This window comes from Zarconia navalis LEGE 11467 (assembly GCF_015207075.1).
GTDB lineage: Bacteria > Cyanobacteriota > Cyanobacteriia > Cyanobacteriales > Geitlerinemataceae > Zarconia > Zarconia navalis.
Window position 1 is genome coordinate 1 of the sequence record NZ_JADEXN010000020.1, and the last position, 20,003, is coordinate 20,003.

The 20,003-nt window shown below is 41.6% G+C and carries 11 protein-coding genes and 1 pseudogene; 8 read left to right on the top strand and 4 right to left on the bottom strand.

Going from position 1 to position 20,003, the window contains the following annotated elements:
• The 3 genes and pseudogenes from IQ235_RS02240 to IQ235_RS02250 all read left to right on the top strand — a co-directional run.
• A pseudogene (locus tag IQ235_RS02240) lies at positions 1 to 369 on the top strand (tetratricopeptide repeat protein); the annotation flags it as partial.
• Positions 370 to 444: 75 nt separating this feature from the next.
• On the top strand, positions 445 to 4,011 hold the full coding sequence (locus tag IQ235_RS02245) for a tetratricopeptide repeat protein (protein WP_264319871.1): 3,567 nt from the start codon (positions 445 to 447) through the stop codon (positions 4,009 to 4,011).
• Between the two features lie 50 nt (positions 4,012 to 4,061).
• On the top strand, positions 4,062 to 5,378 hold the full coding sequence (locus IQ235_RS02250) for a sulfotransferase domain-containing protein (RefSeq protein ID WP_264319872.1): 1,317 nt from the start codon (positions 4,062 to 4,064) through the stop codon (positions 5,376 to 5,378).
• Positions 5,379 to 5,458: 80 nt separating this feature from the next.
• Here the strand turns inward: IQ235_RS02250 and IQ235_RS02255 are convergent, their stop codons facing one another.
• From IQ235_RS02255 to IQ235_RS02265, 3 genes are all read right to left on the bottom strand, one after another.
• Positions 5,459 to 7,774, bottom strand: coding sequence for a glycosyltransferase (locus tag IQ235_RS02255; RefSeq protein ID WP_264319873.1), 2,316 nt, complete (start codon positions 7,772 to 7,774; stop codon positions 5,459 to 5,461).
• Positions 7,775 to 7,840: 66 nt separating this feature from the next.
• Positions 7,841 to 9,223, bottom strand: a complete 1,383-nt coding sequence (locus IQ235_RS02260; RefSeq protein ID WP_264319874.1) for a glycosyltransferase family 4 protein — start codon at positions 9,221 to 9,223, stop codon at positions 7,841 to 7,843.
• Positions 9,224 to 9,295: 72 nt separating this feature from the next.
• The gene (locus IQ235_RS02265; protein ID WP_264319875.1) at positions 9,296 to 10,777 is read right to left on the bottom strand and encodes a glycosyltransferase family 4 protein; all 1,482 of its coding nucleotides are present in this window, start codon (positions 10,775 to 10,777) and stop codon (positions 9,296 to 9,298) included.
• Between the two features lie 442 nt (positions 10,778 to 11,219).
• Between IQ235_RS02265 and IQ235_RS02270 the strand changes: the two genes are divergently transcribed.
• From IQ235_RS02270 to IQ235_RS02290, 5 genes are all read left to right on the top strand, one after another.
• Positions 11,220 to 12,755 (top strand): tetratricopeptide repeat protein, encoded by a 1,536-nt coding sequence (locus tag IQ235_RS02270; protein ID WP_264319876.1) that lies wholly within the window; start codon positions 11,220 to 11,222, stop codon positions 12,753 to 12,755.
• 55 nt (positions 12,756 to 12,810) lie between these two features.
• On the top strand, positions 12,811 to 14,139 hold the full coding sequence (locus IQ235_RS02275; RefSeq protein WP_264319877.1) for a tetratricopeptide repeat-containing sulfotransferase family protein: 1,329 nt from the start codon (positions 12,811 to 12,813) through the stop codon (positions 14,137 to 14,139).
• Between the two features lie 177 nt (positions 14,140 to 14,316).
• On the top strand, positions 14,317 to 16,137 hold the full coding sequence (locus IQ235_RS02280) for a tetratricopeptide repeat protein (RefSeq protein ID WP_264319878.1): 1,821 nt from the start codon (positions 14,317 to 14,319) through the stop codon (positions 16,135 to 16,137).
• 73 nt (positions 16,138 to 16,210) lie between these two features.
• The gene (locus IQ235_RS02285) at positions 16,211 to 17,833 is read left to right on the top strand and encodes a hypothetical protein (RefSeq protein WP_264319879.1); all 1,623 of its coding nucleotides are present in this window, start codon (positions 16,211 to 16,213) and stop codon (positions 17,831 to 17,833) included.
• A gap of 20 nt (positions 17,834 to 17,853) precedes the next feature.
• A complete protein-coding gene (locus tag IQ235_RS02290; protein ID WP_264319880.1) occupies positions 17,854 to 19,032 on the top strand; it encodes a tetratricopeptide repeat protein in 1,179 nt (392 codons plus the stop codon).
• A 105-nt stretch (positions 19,033 to 19,137) separates the two neighbouring features.
• On the opposite strand, the gene IQ235_RS02295 is transcribed toward IQ235_RS02290, so the two are convergent.
• Positions 19,138 to 19,548 carry a phosphomannose isomerase type II C-terminal cupin domain gene (locus IQ235_RS02295; protein WP_264319881.1) on the bottom strand — a complete coding sequence of 137 codons (411 nt, stop codon included), beginning with the start codon at positions 19,546 to 19,548 and terminating at the stop codon, positions 19,138 to 19,140.
• Positions 19,549 to 20,003: the final 455 nt, after the last annotated feature.

Consider the following 20,003-nt stretch of genomic DNA (forward strand, 5'->3'; position numbering starts at 1 on the left):
ACGGATTTGGGTGGGGGGGTTCTCCGGTGTAGCAGCAATTCTTATGACATAGAATCTCCCGAAACTTTCGTGGCGACAATTCCCCAGGGACGAGCGTGGGTGATGCCCCAAACGAGTTGGTGGCAAATGTGCGAAACCACGGCCATTGTCACCCCCGATAATTATCTCCTGGCTGACGTGTCGCCGGAGTATCCCGGTCAACTTCCCGGCTGCGATCGCCACGATGTTCGGCAACACCGGATTTTTCGCATCGATGAGTTGCCTCCCCTGACGGAAATTGAAGGAACTGTTGCCGTCGTCACCGCATTGTCAGCAAACGTTTATTTTCACTGGATGGTGGACGTTCTCCCCCGGCTGGAAATTTTATGACGGGGTGGGTTCGACTTCGATCGCATCGATAAATTTTTAGTCAATCAATGTCGGCAGCCTTTTCAACAAGAAAGCTTGCAACATTTGGGGATTCCGGAAAACAAAATTATCGAAAGCGATCGCCACCCTCATGTTCGAGCCGATCGTCTGTTAGTTCCCTCTTTACCCAGTCATTTTAGCTGGCTTTCTCCTGAGTCTGTTAAATTTCTCAGACAAACGTTTTTACCTAAAATAAATCGACTCTCAGAAACTCCAGAAAGAATTTATATTAGTCGAGCTAAAACGAGATATCGCCATCTTTTTAATGAAGCTGAAGTTCTCGAACTGCTAAAAGAATACGGATTTGTTTCGGTTTATTTAGAAGAACTCTCTTTAGACGAGCAAATCCACCTATTTTCGCAAGTAAAGGCGGTCGTTGCCCCTCACGGAAGTGGTTTAACCAACATTATTTTTTGCCAACCGCAAACATCGGTTGTCGAAATTGTTTCACCGAACTATCTCCGACATTATTTCGGAGCAATCAGTCAACTTCTCCATCTCAATCACTATTATCTACGAGGAGAGATCTTTACGTGCTATCCAATGCGCCAACTGATGTATCCCAATTCCATGACAGAAGATATTCAAATTAATTTGGATACCTTACGGAAAATTTTGGAAAGAATTGGTATAGTAAAACCAATCCAACCCAGGCCTTTAGAAGCGTTCGTTGTAAAGCCCATGCAAGCCACTCTCAGCGCCGAACAGACAGCAGAAACACTTGCCCGAAAAGCAGAAACCCTGCTTTCCCAAAACCAGCTTGAAGAAGCGATTTCCGCGTGCCAAAAAGCACTCGAAATCGCCCCCAAATTTGCGCCCACTTATAAAGTATTCGGAAATATTTGGCGATCGCAACAACAAATCGAGAAAGCCAGGGAATGGTACCTTAAAGCGATCGGATGCGACCCCGACTATCAAGAAGCTTATGCTAACTTAGGGAACTTAGCTGCTGGGGAAAAACAGTGGCTCGAAGCGATTCGTTGGTATACCAAAGCCATCGAAATCGATCCGGGCTTTGTCGGAGCCTACGATTGCTTAGGAAAAGTCTGGCACCAGCTTGGAAAAGATGCAGAAGCCATAGATTGCACTTACCGAGCTTACGAAATCGAACCGAACGCATTTCAACCCGAAGAACACCTGGAATTGGGCGATCGTTTGTTCGATCGCGGTCAACTCACCCAGGCAATTACTTGCTACCGTCAAGCGCTGGAGTTGGCTCCTCAAATGCAGAGCGTTTACGAACGCCTGAGCCGCGCCCTGGGCAAACAAGGTAAATCGGAAGAAGCCGCCATTTACGCTCGCCAAGGAATGCGATTGTCCTTAGAAGAAGCCGCTGGAAATCCGACAAACGGCGACCGTCCGGGACTTGAAAACAAACCCGAAAAAATTGCAGCCAGTCGCCAGCAAGCGGCCGAAGCACTGTTATTTCAAGGAAAGCTCGATGAAGCCACCCAGGCGGGCGAGGAAGCCTTGCACATCGATCCGAATTTCGTTCCCACGTTCAAAACCTTGGGGAATATCGCTCGCTCTCGCGGAGATATTGAGAAGGCACGGGAATGGTATCTTAAAGCGATCGAAATCGATCCGGCTTATGCAGAAGCTTACGCCAATTTGGGAAACTTAGCCGCTCAAGCCAAACAGTGGCCAGAAGCTATCGAGCGCTATCAAAAGGCGATCGCCCTCAAACCCGACTTTGCTGGAGCCTACGATCGCCTTTCGAAAGTGTTGCAGCAACTGGGGAAAGAACGAGAAGCCGCCGAATGCGCATTCTGTGCCTGCGAACTAAATCCGAGCAGTGTGGGGGTAGAGCAATACCTGAAGTTGGGTAATATCCTATTTCGCTACAAACAGCTCGACCGGGCGGTTTTCTGTTACCGTCAGGCTCTCGAACTCAATCCCAAGTTGTTTGCCGCCTGTCAGAATCTTGCCGAAGCGCTCACCCAACAAGGAAAATCCGACGAAGCCGCTCGGTACTATCGCCAAGCGATGCAGCTCTACATGAACCAGCCGCAAGAAAAAAACGATCGAGCGACAACCCTGACAATCGACTCTCCCGCACCGAGCACCGAGCATCAATCCCGAGTCAAGGCAGCTCTTCAAGAGGCCCAGAAACATTACAACCGCAAAGAATGGCCTTTAGCAATAGATGCCTGCAAGCGGGCGCTGGATATTCAACCAGGAGCCGCCGAAGCCCATGCCATACTCGGAAATATTGCCTGCACCCAAGGAGATTGCGAAGAGGCTCGGCAGGCTTATAATCGGGCAATCGCCCTCAAGCCAGAACTGGCCTACGTGCGGGCGAATTTGGGGAGTATCTGTGCCGAACTGAACCAGCCCGAAGATGCGATCGCCCATTACCAAGCTGCTCTGCAGATCGATCCGAAATTTACACTGGTATACCGCAACTGGGGACAGCTCTATCAGAAACTCGATCGATGGGCGGAAGCAGCAGATTGCTACCGCAAGGCGATCGAACTCGAACCGGAATTCGTCCCCACTTACCAAAAGTTGGCAGTGGCTCTAATTGCCGCAGAAGATTGGCAAGGGGCCCGAGACACTTATCAAAAAGCGATCGAACTCAAATCCAATGCGGCGTGGGCGCATTGCGGCTTGGGAGATGCCTTAGCAGAACTGGGAGAGTGGGAGGATGCGGCTTCGGCTTACCGCCGCGCGATCGAACTCGATCCCGAGCTAGCCGGATTGTCGGAAAAATTGGGCGATTTATTCCAAAAACGGCTCGAATATTACTCGCAGCAAGCCCTGGAGTCCTACCATCAGGCCGCTCGAGCCAATCCCGACCAAATCGAGTTATATCATAAGATACTAGAGATTACGCCCAATGATGTAAACGTTCATTTGCAATTAGTTCGTGCTTTAGAAAGACAGGGAAACTGGGACGAGGCGATCGTTTTTAGCCAGATGGCGCTGCAGATTCAACCTGATGCTGTCGAAGCTCACATCGAGCTGGGTAAGGTTTTGGCACAGCAAAGTCAGTTGACCGATGCGACAGTTTGCTATCGGCGAGCGATCGAACTGGCTCCCAATGTCAGCGTTGCCCATCACCATCTCGGGGAAGTACTTTCCCTGCAAGGGCAGTCGGAGCAAGCAATTGCGTCCTTCAGGCGCGCTCTGGAAATCGATTCGGAGTTTTACCAAAAAATCCAGGTGGGTATTGAGGAAGCAAAGGTTTATTTCGAGCTGGCAAAGATGTTCGAGCGCCAAAACGATTCGGATCGGGCGATATCGTGCTATCATCGGGCGACTCAACTCGATCCCGGTCAATGCTGGTACTACCACCATCTTGCCGACGCCCTTGTCAAGAAGGATTATAAGTCCGAGCGTTCGATCGAGTTTTATCGTCGGGCGATCGAAACCAATCCGACACCTTCATTCTGGCATTATCAAAATTTGGGAGTCGTGTTGTTCAATCGGGAAGACTTTTCGCAGGCAAAAGAGTCTTTTCAAAAAGCGATCTCGATCGATTCTAGCTTCTCTTGGTCTCACAAAAAGTTGGGCGATATTCTGGTTTTTGAAAACAACGTTCGCGAAGCCAGTATTTATTACCGTCAAGCTGTGAGACTACAACCCAAACTCTCAATTTAGAAACGCTGTAGCTCAAAAGCCATGAACTTTGTTTAGGAAAAATTACATAAATGACTTCTAATATTGTTGAAACTCACGGCCAAATTGCCAAAAACTACTATCAAGAGGGGAAGCGAAAAAAAGCGCTGGCAGCATGCAAAAAAGCGATCGAATTAAATCAAGATGTAGAAATTGCCTATCAAGTGATGGGTGATGTATTGAAAGATCTAGGAGAAACACAAGCTGCCGGCGACGCGTTTGCCAAACTTGGGGAATTTTACGTGAGTCAGGCCAAGTATCAAAAAGGTGCAGTGGCGTATCGGCGCGCGACGAAGCTCAGGCCTAATTATTCCGTCTATTATAAAGATTTAGGCAATGCTTTAACTCACAATCACGTTTATTGGTACAACCGCGAACTCAAGCAAATCTTAATTGATGAAGGCTTTTTAGACGAAGCCATTACCTGCTACCAAAAAGCAATCGAGCTGGGATTTAATACATTTTGGGTTTCTCTCAACCTGGGTGATGCTTTAACGGCAAGGAATCGATTGGAGGAAGCGGCGAGCGTCTATCAAACTGCTCTTCGCCGTAAAGTTCAGCGAGCGTACCCGGATTTTGTCGATCGATATTGGAACTCGGCTAAAGTTAATGGCCCGGATTTTATCATTATTGGAGCGGCAAAGTGCGGGACGACATCGCTTTATGAATACATGGTCGAGCATCCTCAAATCGTGCAAACGGTTAAGAAAGAAATCGACTTTTTCATTAACTTCGAGCGAGGATTAGACTGGTATCTGTCTCATTTTCCACCCACTCCCAAAGGGAAGGTTAATTTTCTATCGGGAGAAGCCAGCACCAGCTATTTCAATCATAATGAGACTCGCACTCGTTTATTAGAGCAATTTCCCAATACCAAACTCATTGCCATTCTGAGAAATCCCGTCGATCGAGCGATCTCCCATTACCACAACAATCGCAAATACAGCGGTGAAAAGCGATCGCTGCACGACGCGATGCACGATGAAATTGAAGCACTATCAGGACTACAAGATCGACTGAAAGGAGGGGGTCAGTACTGGAAAAATCAACAAGGTTACTTGTGGCTGGGTCTGTATGTTTATTTTATCCAAGAGTGGATGAACGTCTTTCCACCAGAGCAATTTTTGATTTTTCAAAGTGAAGAATTCTATAGCGCTCCGGCGAAGACAATGCAGCAAGTTTTCGAGTTTTTGGAATTGCCCGATTATCAACTCACAGATTATAAAAAGTACAATAAGGGGTCTTATTCCCCGGCTGAAGAAGAGTTGAGGCAAGAGCTATCAGCTTTCTACAAACCGCACAATCAAAAGCTGGAAGAGTACTTAGGTCGCTCTTTCAATTGGAAGTAGCAAAAAAAAGATTTCACACTCAAAATTAGGACGCCCCGAACTCATAAGTTCGGGGCGTTTTCGATCGACTTGAATCTTGCCTACTGCACTGTAACTTCTTCCACTGCAAACTCTTGAGTTTGAAGCATTTCAATCTCATCTTGCATCAGATAAGCTGTTTCCATCCAAGCTTGCATCTGTGCCTTCCACTTCTCTGCTTCAGCTTTCTGCCAATCTAGTGCCCCTTGAACTTCTTGGACTTGAGCGTGACTTTGCCCCCCTTGGAGAAGTTGTTCCATCCCTGAAAGTAACAAGTTAAGTTGCCGCTGTGCCCACTTGGAGGAGTCGATTTGGGAGAGATATTGACGTAGATAATACCGTTCCTTAGGCCAGTCGGCAAGGTCGATCGCAAATTGGGGATTATCTTGGGATAAATACAGAGGATAAGGATAGTAAGCCATTTGTTTACCCGTGGCGATCGCCGCAGCAACTAAATGCCAATTGACCGCTTGCAGCTCCCGAATTTCAGAATATTTAAATTCAGTCAGCAGTTGTTTGGAAAAGAGAGCACACACATCTCGATCGCGATCGAACTCCAACAACTTCAGCAGCGAACATTCCATCAAATTAACAGCTTTTACCTGGCTGCCAACTTTCATTTGCAATGCCACGATCGCATCGGCATCGGCAGAGACTGCCGCTTCGGCAAACTTTTCCACCATAAACGGTAGGGCAGTATTGTGAGTGAGGAAATGTAGGCAATACTCGCCAGTTGCCAGTTCCACCAGCAGGTTATATGCTGCCCCCAAACTCAGATTCTCGTCAGACTCAATAAATTGATAGTTGGGGAATTTTTCCCGTGCGGTGGCGATTGCTGTCTCCATCTCAGGAGAAGTCTGATACAGCACCAGAACTTCTAAATTTTGATACGTCTGTCGATCGAGCTTTACCAAACACTGTAGGAAGCTCTCGTCGGGTTCAAAGCCAGTGATGCCGATCGTGACTTTGGGGTTCGAGGGTTCTTTCGATATAGTCAATTTTTCATCCATAAATTCTAGCCTCTGTTTGAGTAAACGTCGATCGACTTCATCAAAAGATTCTCGCGTGGGAACCAATGGGGTTTCCGGATGAGCGGCGATCGCTTCGGCAATAGTTTCGCGAAAGGAATGGGAGTCTCCCGGTTCAAACCAGCGTACGCAGTCGGTTCGACTCAGCAATCCCAAAGTTTCTCGGAATCCTCCCGTATCGGAAGCGACAATGCTGATGGGAATCTGCCCCATTTCTAAGGCAGTGTTGGGAAAATTCTCTTGCAAGCTTGTTAAGCAGACAATCGGATGGGATAAACCGTTAATTAGGGAAATTGCTTCTTGGGAGAAGAAATCGGTAAAAATTTTGTACGGCACTTCATTGCCAAATTCTCGATCGATATATTCTTGACTGTTTAAATGACTCAGCTTGGGTGATTCGAGAGAGACGATTTTACCCAAGAAAATGACCTGAATCTTTTCGGAAATACTGGGTTCGAGCTGCTTAATACCCTCAACAAAGGTACACAGACCTTTGCGTTCTTCCAATCGCCCGAAAAAGATAACGCAAATTTTATCGGTTTTCAATTCCCCCTCAAGCAACTCGGTGATGCGATCGGGTGTTGTCGTCAGATCGATGTGGGGAATGAAGTACGGCAAATTCTGGGCGTGGGGCGCTCGCCAGCCATAACTTTTTTCCTTTTCCATCAAGAAATAGGACGGGAAAAAGGTTAAATCCGCTTGCTCGTAAGACACTTGTTCGTAATGATACGAGCGCCACAACCACGGGATATTATTTACCACGTATCGGCGGTTAATTTCTCGCAGCCATTCAAAACTGCCGTGGGTGGTAACTGCTGTCAAACATTTTTGCCCCAACAACCCGGCATGTTTTGCCTGAATCGTGCGATAGCCAAACCCCCAAATTGCCGCAAACTCCACATAAACCAGCGAATCTGGAAATTGGGAAACGATCGCTCTAACCAGCAAGAAACAGCAAAAGCTTTGGTAGTCAAACCAAACTCCAACCGAATCTTGACGTGCGGTTTCTAGTATTTCCAAATGAATGGGATTGAGCTCTAGAACATCTACCGCTTCTAAAGGAGAAAAAATATGTGCCAGTGCTGGAATTTGCGAATCTCCTTCAAATTTTCGCTCGTTTTGGCAAATGAGTAAAATCACGTACCATCCATCTTCGGCAAGTTTGCGACTCAGTGCAGTGTAGTACGTGCCAATACCACCGTTTTTCGAAATAATTTCGTACTCATTCGATGCGAGAACGGCAATTTTGGGTGCAGATTTTGCAAATTTCTCTAAGATTTGGGGCTTGAAGCGCACTTCGAATTCATCGGATGAATTCAAATGAGAAAGCCAGTCTTCGGTTTGAGACATCGGAGTAATAATTCTAGAAATTAGACAGCGATAAAATTAGACAGATAAAGCGACCGGTTCTAAATTTTAAGCCGATTCCATATATTCAATTCGTTTCTCTAGTAAATGTTGATTGACACTTTTTAAAAATTCTCGATCGGGTGTCTTCGGTGTTTCGGGATATGCACCAATAGCTTGGGCGATCGCTTTGGCAAGAGAATGAGAGTTTTTCGGTTGGAACCACCGTACGCAATCCGTTCGTTCGATTAACCCCAATGTTTCTTGAAATCCACCCGTTGCCGAAGCAATTAAACTAATCGGCAACTGCCCCATTTCTAGAGAGCTATTAGGAAAGTTTTCTTCCGGACTTGTCAGACATACAATTGCATTTGGTAGTTCGCTAACGAGCTTAACAGCTTGCTTGCTGAATAACCCATTCATAATGCTATAGTCGCACCATTCGCCCAATTCTCGATCGATATACTCTTGGCTGTTGAGATGTTTTAGCGCTTCAGTATAGAGGTTCACAATTTTGCCGCAAAAAACAATATGAATTTTTTGAGCCAGTTCTGCATCTAAAGATTGAATTGCCTGGATAAAAGTTTGCAATCCCTTGCGCTCTTCCAAGCGTCCAAAAAACGCGATCGGAATTTTGCCCGCTTCAAGTTCTGGCTTCGGATACTCTAAATCTTGGCTATCCTCCATTAACTCTTCCATAATTGGAAAACAATAAGGTAAATAGAGAGCGCGATCGGTTTTCCAGCCGAAACCTTCTACTTTGGCTTTGAGAAAATGAGATAAGAAAAATGCTAAATCGGCATTTTCAAAGGAGAGTTGCTCGAACAAACAAGCTTGACGATACCAGTCCGGCGCGTCGATGATATACTTGCCGTTTGCTTGGTAAATCCATTCCTGCCCACTATGCATGGTAACCGCAGTAATGCAGTGCGATCCCAGGATGCCCAATTTCTTCGCTTGAATGGTGTAATGTCCCAGTCCGCACATTTCTGCAAATTCAACATAGACGGTCGAATCTTGGAAATGATTGGCAATGGCTTGCGTAAAAAATAAGGCGCTGTAGTTTTCATACTCCAACCAATCCCATTCTTGAAGTTCAGAAAGTTGTGCTAAATGGGTGGGTTGAAGTTCTAGAAGTTTCTGCGCTTCATAAGCTGAGAAAATGTGTTTCAGCGCGGGAATATTTGATTCCCCTTTAAACTCGATCTTGGTTTGAAACAGGAGCAAAATAATATACCACCCCTTTTCAGCCAGTTTGCGGCTGAGGGTCGCATAATACGTCCCAATTCCTCCATTTTTAAAAATTCCTTCGTATTCAGTAGTCGCCAGAAGTGCGACCTTATCAACCGATTTGGGTAACTGTTCGAGAAATTTAGGTTTGAAGCGAACCTCGAAATTCTCAGCCGAGGTCATACTAGATATAGAAGAAGGTGCGATTGTTGGAGTAGCCATTAAAGTTACTTCATTGAATGTCCTAATGCATTTTGGAAAAAAGTAGACGAGCAGTTATTGCTCTAATTCGGACTAAAGCGTATCGAGCAATTGATTCCATTCCGGAAGTTGACTGAGGGTTCGAGCGTTAAATTGTTCGCCTCGCGAATCGGCAAACTGTCTGAAGCTTTGCACCCAATTGGCAAAAGTTTGCGTTCTCAAAAACGGCGTGCGCTGCCAAGATTTTCGCAGGTTGTGAGCCATTTCCGGATAGTTCCCTTGCCGATAAGCATCCCACGCTTCCCAAACTCGGAAACCGTAGTCCAAGCGTCGTTCCAACTCTTGTATTCGTGCTGAGTCGAATACTTCAATACCGTTTGAACCAGTTAGCTTGGAGGATAGCACACCTTCAATAACTTCGCCGTACTGAGCCAGCATGCGCTCTTGCCGAAAGAGTCGTTCGGCACGTTCTCTGCAGGCTTGTCCTGCCGATTGGCGAACAGTATCAGAATTGGCCCAAGTTTCAATTGTGGCTGCAAGTTCCCGAATCGTTGCACGAGGATCGCGATTGGGATTGGCGAGCAACTTTCCCGTTTCACCGAGTTCTTCGGGTACGCCACTAACAGCAGATGCGATCGCCGGTAACCCTTTTGCCATCGCCTCCATTATTGAAAGAGGCATTCCCTCAGCGATAGAAGGGAGGATAAAAATATCGCTCGCATCCAACCAGTCGGGGATGTCCCAACGCTGTCCGAGAAAAAGAACGCGATCGCTCGCGCCTAACTGGGCCACGGCATCTTTGAGTTCTTGCTCGTTATTATAAAGACATTCCGAACCGCTTCCGGCCCAAACAAAATAAAGTTTTGACCAAGTTTGGGTTTGCTGCAACTCTCGAATAGCAGCAATTTGGTACTGATAGCCTTTGAGGGGTTCCATCCGCGCGGCAGTAAAACAGACCACTGCATCCGTGGGAATACTGAGTTCTTGGCGCAACCGCTGACGTACTGAAGAATCGGGAGCTGTAAAATATTCGGCAGGGCGACCGTAGTAGATAACCTGTCCTAGGGTTGGCGGCAGTTTGAAGAGTTGATGCAGGAGATTCAGATTTTCCTGGGCAACTGCAACGACGGCTTTGGCACGGCTGTACTGATAGGTTGCAATCTCGGGATAGGGAACGCCATCACCGTAAGATAGGTTAATGCAGGAGCCTTCGATAAACCCCAGAATAATAATGTAGGGAATACCCAAGGCGATCGCTGCTTGTTTGGCAGCAAAATTGGAAAACGGCCAACCATCGCTGAAGACTATTAGGTCGGGTTGTGTTTGAGAGAATATCGTTTGTGGGCTTTGGATATCCTTGAGAGTGCGAAGTCGATCTTGTCCGACATGAGATGCTAACTCTACGTGCGCGATACCAAGTTCTCGTTCTCGTTGGATAAGGGGACTGTTGAGTTTAGCGCAGACGTGAGTCAGCCAGTAGCCCAAACTCGCGAAGTGACAAAGTAGCGAGTGGTTGAACTGGGCGACTCCGCCAATGCCTAAATCGTCTGTATACAGTAGGATATGTTGCCCCATATTGCAGCTCGACACGTGAGGGGAATCTCGATCCAAAAACCGCTCATATTATACCGATAATTGATTCAACGCAGTCGGAAAACCCAGAAAACCGTTCTGGACTTAAGTGATATTGCTGATATTTTTGTGAAGTTCAAATGAATTTTTTGCGAAAAAACACTGAGCTTTTTGTTTTGCAATCTTTAAGATTGTGTGCATGTCAATTTCATAATTCTGTGCTAAGCTTCTCAAAAGAAACACGGTGCATTTAAGTTCAACCGACCCACATTAATCTAATCAAGAAGACTTGACAATAGGCGAGAAACAGTCAATATAAAATTTTTTCAAGTCATGAGATTGGTGATACTTCAAAAGTATTGTCTTATCTAAGGTCGTTTAAATTTAAAATAACAAGAAATTCTTCAAAATAAGTTTGAGAAATACAAACGGAGTATTCGAAAACATGCCCTCACCAATGAAGTTAGAAGCAGGTCAGTCTAACTTAGAGAAAGGAAACGAGCTTTCAGCTCAAGGCAATTTTAAAGAAGCAATCGAGCAATACAAAAAAGCAATCGATCTCGAACCCAGTTCTGTACGAGGGTGGGAACAGCTAGCTATAGCTTGCGAAGAAAGTGAAGAACTCGACACAGCAATATCTTGCTATCGACAAATTATTCAGTTAAGACCTAAAAACTCACGAGCATATATCAATTTGGCTAAGGCATTAAAGCAACAAAATCAAATTGAGGAAGCAATAGTTGCTTACCAAGACGCGATCGAGTTGAAGCCAGAGCAACCACCTGGTGTGTTCCGTGATTTTGGCAAAATGCTGAGCCAGAAAGGTAAACTGGATGATGCAATCGCAGTTTATGAAAGAGCAATTTCATTGAATCCGGAAAGACCTGCTAAATTGTATTTAGACTTAGGAGATCTTTTGACTCAGAAGAGGCAGTTTAACAAAGCACTGCCTTGCTATCTTAAAGCTATAGAAATTAACCCAGATTTACCGTCTCCTTATCAAAAACTAAAGTTTTTTCAAGTTCCCCCCAGCCACTTTAACGAAGTCACTCAATGCTTTTATGATGCAATTGAGAAAAATCCCGATCTCCCATTTGAAATTTTTATTAGATTAGGAGATATTCTAACCAAACAAGGAAAGATTGAGGAAGCAATTGAATGCTATAGAAAAGCAAGTTATAACAAAATAAAGAAACAACGTCCTCGGCTTGTTAAAAAAGGCTGGGATTTCCAAAATCTCAACGAACCCGATTTTATCATTATGGGAGTTGGTAAGTGCGGAACCACCGCCCTTGCAAAGTATCTCGAACAGCATCCTAAAGTTTTATTTTCAATTGAAAAAGAACTTCATTTCTTTAGTAAAAACTTTAAAGCGGGACTAGATTGGTATAAAGCTCATTTTCCATCAATCCCCGAAAATCGAAAGTTTTTAACAGGAGAAGCAACTCCTTGGTATTTTAGTAGTGGTGGTGCTGAAAAGAGAATTTTTAAATCATTACCTCATGTCAAATTAATTCTTATCTTGAGAAATCCAGTCGATCGAGCTTTTTCTCATTACAGTATGAATGTAAAACTGGGTCGGGAACATCGTTCTTTTGAAGAGGCGATCGCCTCAGAAATAAAAGTTTTACAATCACTGCCAGATGTAACGAAAACCAATCGAGAGAATTACTGGAAAACGGAAACAGGTAATTTGCTAATGGGTTTGTATATTTGTTTCCTAGAAAAATGGCTTGCACTGTTTCCTAAAGAACAAATATTAATTTTAAGGAATGAGGACTTAAGCCAACAGCCAGCCGAAACAATGCAGCAAGTTTTTCAATTTCTAGAACTTCCCGATTTTCAGCTTCCCCGATATAAGAAACATAACTCCGGATCTTACTCTCCAATGAGTGAAGATGTATATCAGACCTTATCTGACTTTTTCGTCCCGTATAATGAAAAGTTAGAAGAGCGTTTGAATATGAAATTCGACTGGTAAAACAAAAAAGAACCTACTAGTGTAGATTCTAATGTAGATAGAAAAATAATTAACTATGTCGCTAAAAGTAGAAAGCCAAACAGCTCAATCTTTCAGAGAAAAAGGAGATGAACTAAAGAGTAACGGTCAGTTTGCACTGGCGATAGAGCAATATGAAAAGGCATTAAACTTAGATCCTAAGCTTGTTCCTGTTTTGAGAGAACTTGGAGAGATTCACAAAAATCTGGGACAGCTTGATGAAGCAATCTCTTGCTATGAGAAAGCTATATCTTGTAAACCTCAAAATGCAGGCTTGTATGCCAGATTAGGAGATATTTTAAAAAAAAGAGGACATTTAGAAGAGGCAATATCTCATTATCTCAAAGCTATTCAAACCGATCCTAGCTTTTTGCTGCCTTATCGTCGCTTAAAATACGCTCGGATAAAGCCTTCTCAATTTGATGAAGCGATTGCTTGTTATCGCCATGCGATCGAAAATCATCCACAAGCTTCCCTAAATAGCTATATTAGACTGGGAGACTTACTGACAAAACAAGGTCATTTAGAGGAAGCGATCGATTGTTATAAAAATGCAAGTTATCAAAGAAACTTAGCGTCTCATCCAGATTTTGTTCAAAAATATTGGAACTCTAAACAACTCGGTCAGCCTAATTTTATTATTATTGGTGTTGGTAAGTGTGGGACAACGGCGCTGAGCAATTATTTAGACAAGCACCCCAAAGTTTTACCCTCAGTGGAAAAAGAGCTACACTTCTTTAACCGAGATTTCGCCTATGGAAAAAAATGGTATAAATCTCATTTTCCTCCAATTCCTAAAAAGCGTTCAGAATTTGTTACGGGAGAGGCAACTCCTTGGTATTTTAATACTTTAGGTGTAGAGGAACGAATATTTAAGCTTTTCCCAAATATTAAGCTTATTTTAATTTTAAGAAATCCGATCGATCGAGCTTTATCCCAGTACAATATGCATATTGAGCAAGGAAGGAATCTTCACTCTTTTGAAGAGGAAATGAGAGCGGAAATGAAAGAGTTGAAAGATATACTCAGCTCTTCAGATCCAAAGCTCGATCGAACAAAACTAGAAAAAGGATGTTTGGGGAGAGGAATTTATATCTATTTTCTAGAAAAATGGATGTCTCTTTTTCCACAAGAGCAGCTTTTGATATTGAAGAGCGAAAATTTAAAAAATGAACCAGCCTTAACGATGATGAATGTATTTGAGTTTTTAGGATTGTCAGACCATCCAACTCTAGAATACAAAAAGCATAATTCTCGATCTTATTCACCAATGAGTAATGATTTACGGGAAACTCTTTCTAATTTCTTTAAACCCTATAACCAGAAATTAGAAGACTACACAAATACAGAGTTTAATTGGAAATAAACATGTATTATTCTGCGATTAACGAAATGTAAAACTTAAATCCTAACTTTCTCGTTTTAACTAGCTATAATCGACCAACTTATAGTTACTAAAACGACGTAAAGTCTAGACCTCAGAAAAAGTCACACAAGCCATTATTAATAAAAAAATGATGGTTTTGAAATAGTATTTAAAATTATGAAATTAGCGAATCAGCAAGAATTAATTGAATCTCTAGTAAGCTCGGGAAATAAGCTTAAGAACGAAGGTCAATTAAGTTCGGCAATTCAAAAATATAAGGAAGTTCTTAATATTTCTCCTGAGTTTGTTAAAGTTCTCCGAAAACTTGGTGAAACTTATATAGACAATAAAGATTTTGATGAAGCAATTTCTGTTTACAGGAAGTTAGTTTCTTTAAAGCCAAATAATGCTAAACTTCGCCTTCAGTTAGCTGAATTACTAGATAATCAAAAAAACTTAAATGAAGCAATTTGTGAATATCAAAAACTCGTACAAATAAAACCTAAGATTTTTATCAAGACGTATGAAAACTTAGGAAAGCTATTACGTAAACAAGGTCAAATAAGTAATGTAATGCTAGCTTATCGTAATGCCATTGAGCTTAAAGTTAGTTCCAATAAAGAAGTTTATCACTTTTTTGGAAAAATTATATTGCAACTGAGCGTGGAGGGAAGCGAGTTAGATGAAAGTGTTTTATTCTTCAAAAAAGCAGCTAAAGAGCAGCCTGATAATCCATGGCATTACTATAATTTAGCTAATGTCTTATTTAAACAAGGTAAGCTCAATGAGTCAATTGAATCTTTTGAAAAATCTTTAATTCTTTATCCTCAGCTTCATGAATCTTATTTACAACTTTGTAAAGTTTATACTAAGCAAGGCGAAATTGATAAAGTTATTCAATGTTGTGTCAAATCTTTAGAGAGTAAGCCTAACTTTGTGGAAATTTATAAATTTCTTAAAGTATGGTCAGATAAGTATAGTCATCAACTTTCTCACGAGCAAGTTTTACAAATAAAACAAGTATATCAAAAGGCTATTGATAGTATTGATTCTTCAAAGCCAGCCGCAACGCGATTATACATCAGTTTAGGAAACTTTTTACGAAAACAAGGTGAGTTTTCTGAATCAGTCTTGTGTTTTCAGAAAGCGATGTACCGCAAAGTAAAAAAGTCTAATCCGGAATTTACAGAGCGGCATTGGAATAATAGTAAGTATGAAAATCCAAACTTTTTAGTAATTGGTGTGATGAAGTGTGGAACTACATCTTTATATGACTACATGATCCAGCATCCTCATATCTTACCCTCCGTTCAAAAAGAGCCATGTTGTTTGAGTCGGTTAATTCACGAAAATAGAAAAACTTCCCCAAATGTAAGCCTACATTTATCTGAGTCAGAAAAAAGCTGGTACTTATCTCATTTTCCTCCAGTTCCAGAAGAAAATGTTTTTATTACAGGAGAAGCAAGTACTCCTTATATTTATACTTCGGGTGTTGAAGAGCTTGTTTTCAACTCTTTTCCACAAGTCAAGCTTATTATTATGTTAAGAGACCCAGTTAAACGAGCAATTTCACAATATCATCACTGGGTAAGAACCGGTTGGGAAAATCGTTCAATAGAAGAAGTATTTTATTCAGAACTGGAAGAATTAGAATTGCAAGAAAATTCACAAGCATTTATTAAGAACGCGAAATGTAAATCTTATATAGTTCACGGATTATATTTCTATTTTTTAAGAAGATGGATGAGTTTTTTCAGTAAGGAGCAATTCCTGATTTTGAAAACTGAAGATTTAAGTAAGAATGCAAGTAAAGTAATGAACCAAGTTTTTGATTTTTTAAATTTATCTGAATATCCATTAATTCAGTATTCTAAAAAAAATTCAGGATCTTATTCTAAGATAGATGAAAATCTAATATCTAAATTATATAGTTTTTATGAATCTCATAACCAAAAACTAGAACAATTGTTGAATATAAAGTTAGATTGGAATCCTTAGAAAAATACGTGCTTTAAATTTAAAGCACAGTTATTGAAGTGAAATGGTCAAGTTAAAAAAGTCACTTTTTAACATGAATAAAAACGAAATTTCTTACCTAGAAGCTTGGAATTATATAAATCAAGTTAATTTAAAAAAATCATTTGACAACAATTACACTTTCCCTGTAAAAAACGATAGAGCTGAGATAGAAATCGAATCATATTTCAAAAATATAAGTCAATATCAAAGTATTAATATTAATAAGTTAGATGCGCTAAGTAAAACTTATCTTGAAAATCTCGGATTTTCATTAACTTATTTAGATTTAAATTTATCGAGCATCATTAGACAATCAAAGCTCTCTAAAGAAAAAAATAATAAGAGTTTTTCTAAACAAAATAGAAGAAGCTACAGTCGAGTCCTTGAAGCAACTAAGTTTCAAGTATCGATGGCAGAAGAAGGATATATTACTGCTATATGTCCAAAAACAGGAAAACATGTTTCTTCTAACAAATCTATATTTTTTTCTGAAGGTTATCTTTTTTATCGCTTTGTCAGTAGTGAAGTCTTTTACTTAATTACTGGAGATGTATGGCTTGAGAAAGCAGCTTTTTACTTTCCCAGCTCCGATCTAATTATCACTCTTTTCCCCAAGAAAGTTGACCTTATTCAGAATATTAATAAGCTAAAGTCTTTTATAGTAAGTAATTGGGATCGAGTTTTAAAGTATACTCTGTGCAAAGATAATCCTCAAACAGTTGTTCTTGTAAAAAGCCGTCATTTTGCACATCATTTATGGAATGAGCTATCGGGAATTTATAAATTATATGAATCTAATTGTTTAACAAAAATAGATAAATTTTTAGTTGTTAATGAGCCATTAGGTTTTATTTGCGATATATTTCCAGAAATACCTCCAGATAAAATAGAGAATTTGACTCGTAAAGAAGTATCATACAAAATTTTAGAAAACAATTACTTTGTTATTAGTTTAGGACACAATTTCATTAAAGAAAAACTAGCTAGTCGAGTATATAAATCTGCTCAAAAAAGATGTCCAAAATCTTTTTTGATGGAAATAAAAGAGAGCAGGAAGAAAAATTTTCCGTTTTTTTGGGTTTCAATTCGTACGGGAAGTAGAACGTGGATTTCTCAAGTCGATGGCGTTGTAAAAATAATTAAAAATTTATTGAACGAATTTCCCGAACTTGCCGTAGTCATTGATGGTTTTTCTCTTCCAGGAACTGACAAAAAAAAGGTAAACCTGCAATGGCAAGAAATTATTAGTCGAGAGCAGAAAATTGTCCAAGAGATAACATCACTGTTACCTTCAACTGTTAAAGTATATAATACAGTTGGGTGTCCTTTATATGAAAGTATAGTATGGGCACATAATATTGATTTTTATCTAACTCATCATGGCACAATTCAACATAAAGTAGGCTGGACTGCTAATAAACCTGGTGTAGTACATACTAATACAACAATACTAAAACTACCTCTTCTCTCTAAGCCTGGTACTTGGGAACGAGAAAATGGTATCGTACCTGTTTTTGTTCCCGAGCGTTATGTTGTTGATATTGACGATAAAGTTCGTCTACGAGGTCGAGTAATAGAAAAACCCAGCCAAGCGAGTAATTATGAGTGCGACTGGAGAGGAGTTTACAAAGAAGTTCTTAAAATAGCTAAGTCTATAGAAAATCCAAATATATAGCTCGAGATAAAATAACAACTATGTTAACACCATCTTCTCATGTGGCGACAAAAGAAAAGTTCGACTGTGCTAAAAAGCTCAAAGAAGAAGGAAAGTTTGATGAAGCTTATCTTTTGTTGCAGCAGGTGGTTGAGACTTCACCAAATCACGTTCCAGCGTTGCTTCAACTGGTTACTATTCATGAAAATCACCAAGAATGGGAGCAGGTCGCTACGTATTGCCAGAAAGTGGTTGAAATTAAACCCGACCGCATTGGAACTTACTTAAAGCTGGCTAAGGCAGTGCAGAAACAAGGAGATACTAACGGAGCGATCGCTGCCTACAAAAAGGCTATCGAACTAAAATCCAACCAACCGGCAAATGTCTACATCAATTTGGGTAATGCTTTAAGTGAAGAAGACCGAATTGATGAAGCAGTCGATGCTTATCGCCAAGCCCTGAAACGTAAATCCGAGCTACCCCAGATTCACGTAAAATTAGGGGAGCTTCTAGAAAAACGAGGTCAATTTGGGGTGGCGGTAGAATACTTCCACCAAGCTTTGATGCTCAAACCCGAGTGGGGAGCGCAAATTCAAATGAAGTTGGCGAGTGCTCGAGCTCAACTAGGGCAACTTGACGAAGCGGTCACTCATTACGAAACCGCTTTGAGAATTGACCCAAATATTGCTGAAGCTTACCAGAAATTGGGAGATATTTTTCAACAAAAAGGGTCATCTAAGGAGGCATTAGAATATTTTAGAAAAGCCAATAACCTACAGCCAGATAATCTAAAAACACAGCAACTACTCAAGGCTGCAATGCCAAAACCAAGTCTCGAATTAAATGTAGTTGAGGAATTTAGTAGTACTCAGAAAGCTTTCCAAGAATCGAAAAATTCAGTTGGTAAAAAAAATTTTAGTAGTGGAAGTCTCTTTAAAGATAGCTTTAAAAAGTTTGCTCCCAGAGTTAAGTGGAAACACCGGAGGATGCGAGTTGACAAAAAGCAACTTGAAGGTAAGGAAGAGTTCCCCACACTCGATATTGAGTGGAATCGATCGAGTATTATTGCCTTTACTCTCTTTATCGGAATTCCTTACATTGGTTCCGTCGTAGCCGCTTTTGTCTCTGGAGTCAAAGCTTTTATTATTGCTACGATTGCTGGTCCTATCGTGCTAGCTCTTTTGGCAGGCTTGCTCTACTTTCTCACCCGTAACTACTAATAGTACGCCAAATACAAATACATCGGGGCGCATTGCGGTGCGCCCTGACAATTATTTTAAAGTAGTTAGTAGCCTTTTCGAGGGGAACCGCGCCCAATGACTCGCTCATTCGTGGCGGGCGTAGTCGTCTTGGAAACGAACAATATCATCTTCACCTAAATATTCCCCATTTTGCACTTCAATTAAAACCAGGGGAATGACACCGGGGTTTTCGAGGCGGTGTGAGGTTCCTTGAGGGACGTAGGTGGATTGATTGCTGTAGACGATTTCTTGGTTATCGCCGCAGGTGACTTTAGCGGTACCGGAGACGACAATCCAGTGCTCGCTGCGGTGGTGGTGCATCTGGAGGCTGAGGCGATGTCCGGGCTTAACTTCAATCCGCTTAATTTTATATCTCGGGCCTTCTTCTAGAATCGTGAAGGAACCCCAAGGGCGTAATTCGGTTGCTGCTACTCCATTTTGAGGAAGAGAGAAAGGAGCAATAGCCGTTTCGGAAATTTCGCGAGCGTGAACCATAATTTTTATCCTTGAAGAGGTGACTTTTTTTGGATAGGCAGTCGATCGGGTCGATCGACTCACTGAGCAAACCGCACAACAATTTTTGTCCGGCACAATTACCATTTTGGTATACGAATCGAGGAACTGGGAGGATCTATATCAATTCTTCACGTCGATCGATAGGGCTTTAAAAAGCCTTTAACTTTTGATATTTTGTAACTTTTTGTATCTCTCGTCTTCACTTTTGATACGACCGATTTGGATACCGTATATTCGTGGTTTCCATCAATATTTCGTAGTAGTTAATACGATTTAGCACTCGAGTAACTATTTTCAGAACGCCAATTAGTTAAATATACCCAGTTAATTATACCGATCGAATACTTTTGCAATTGATGAATATCTGAGAGTATTGAAAAGCGATAGCTGGGGAGGCAAAGAAACTATATAGGTGAAAGAAAAACCTGTTAGGG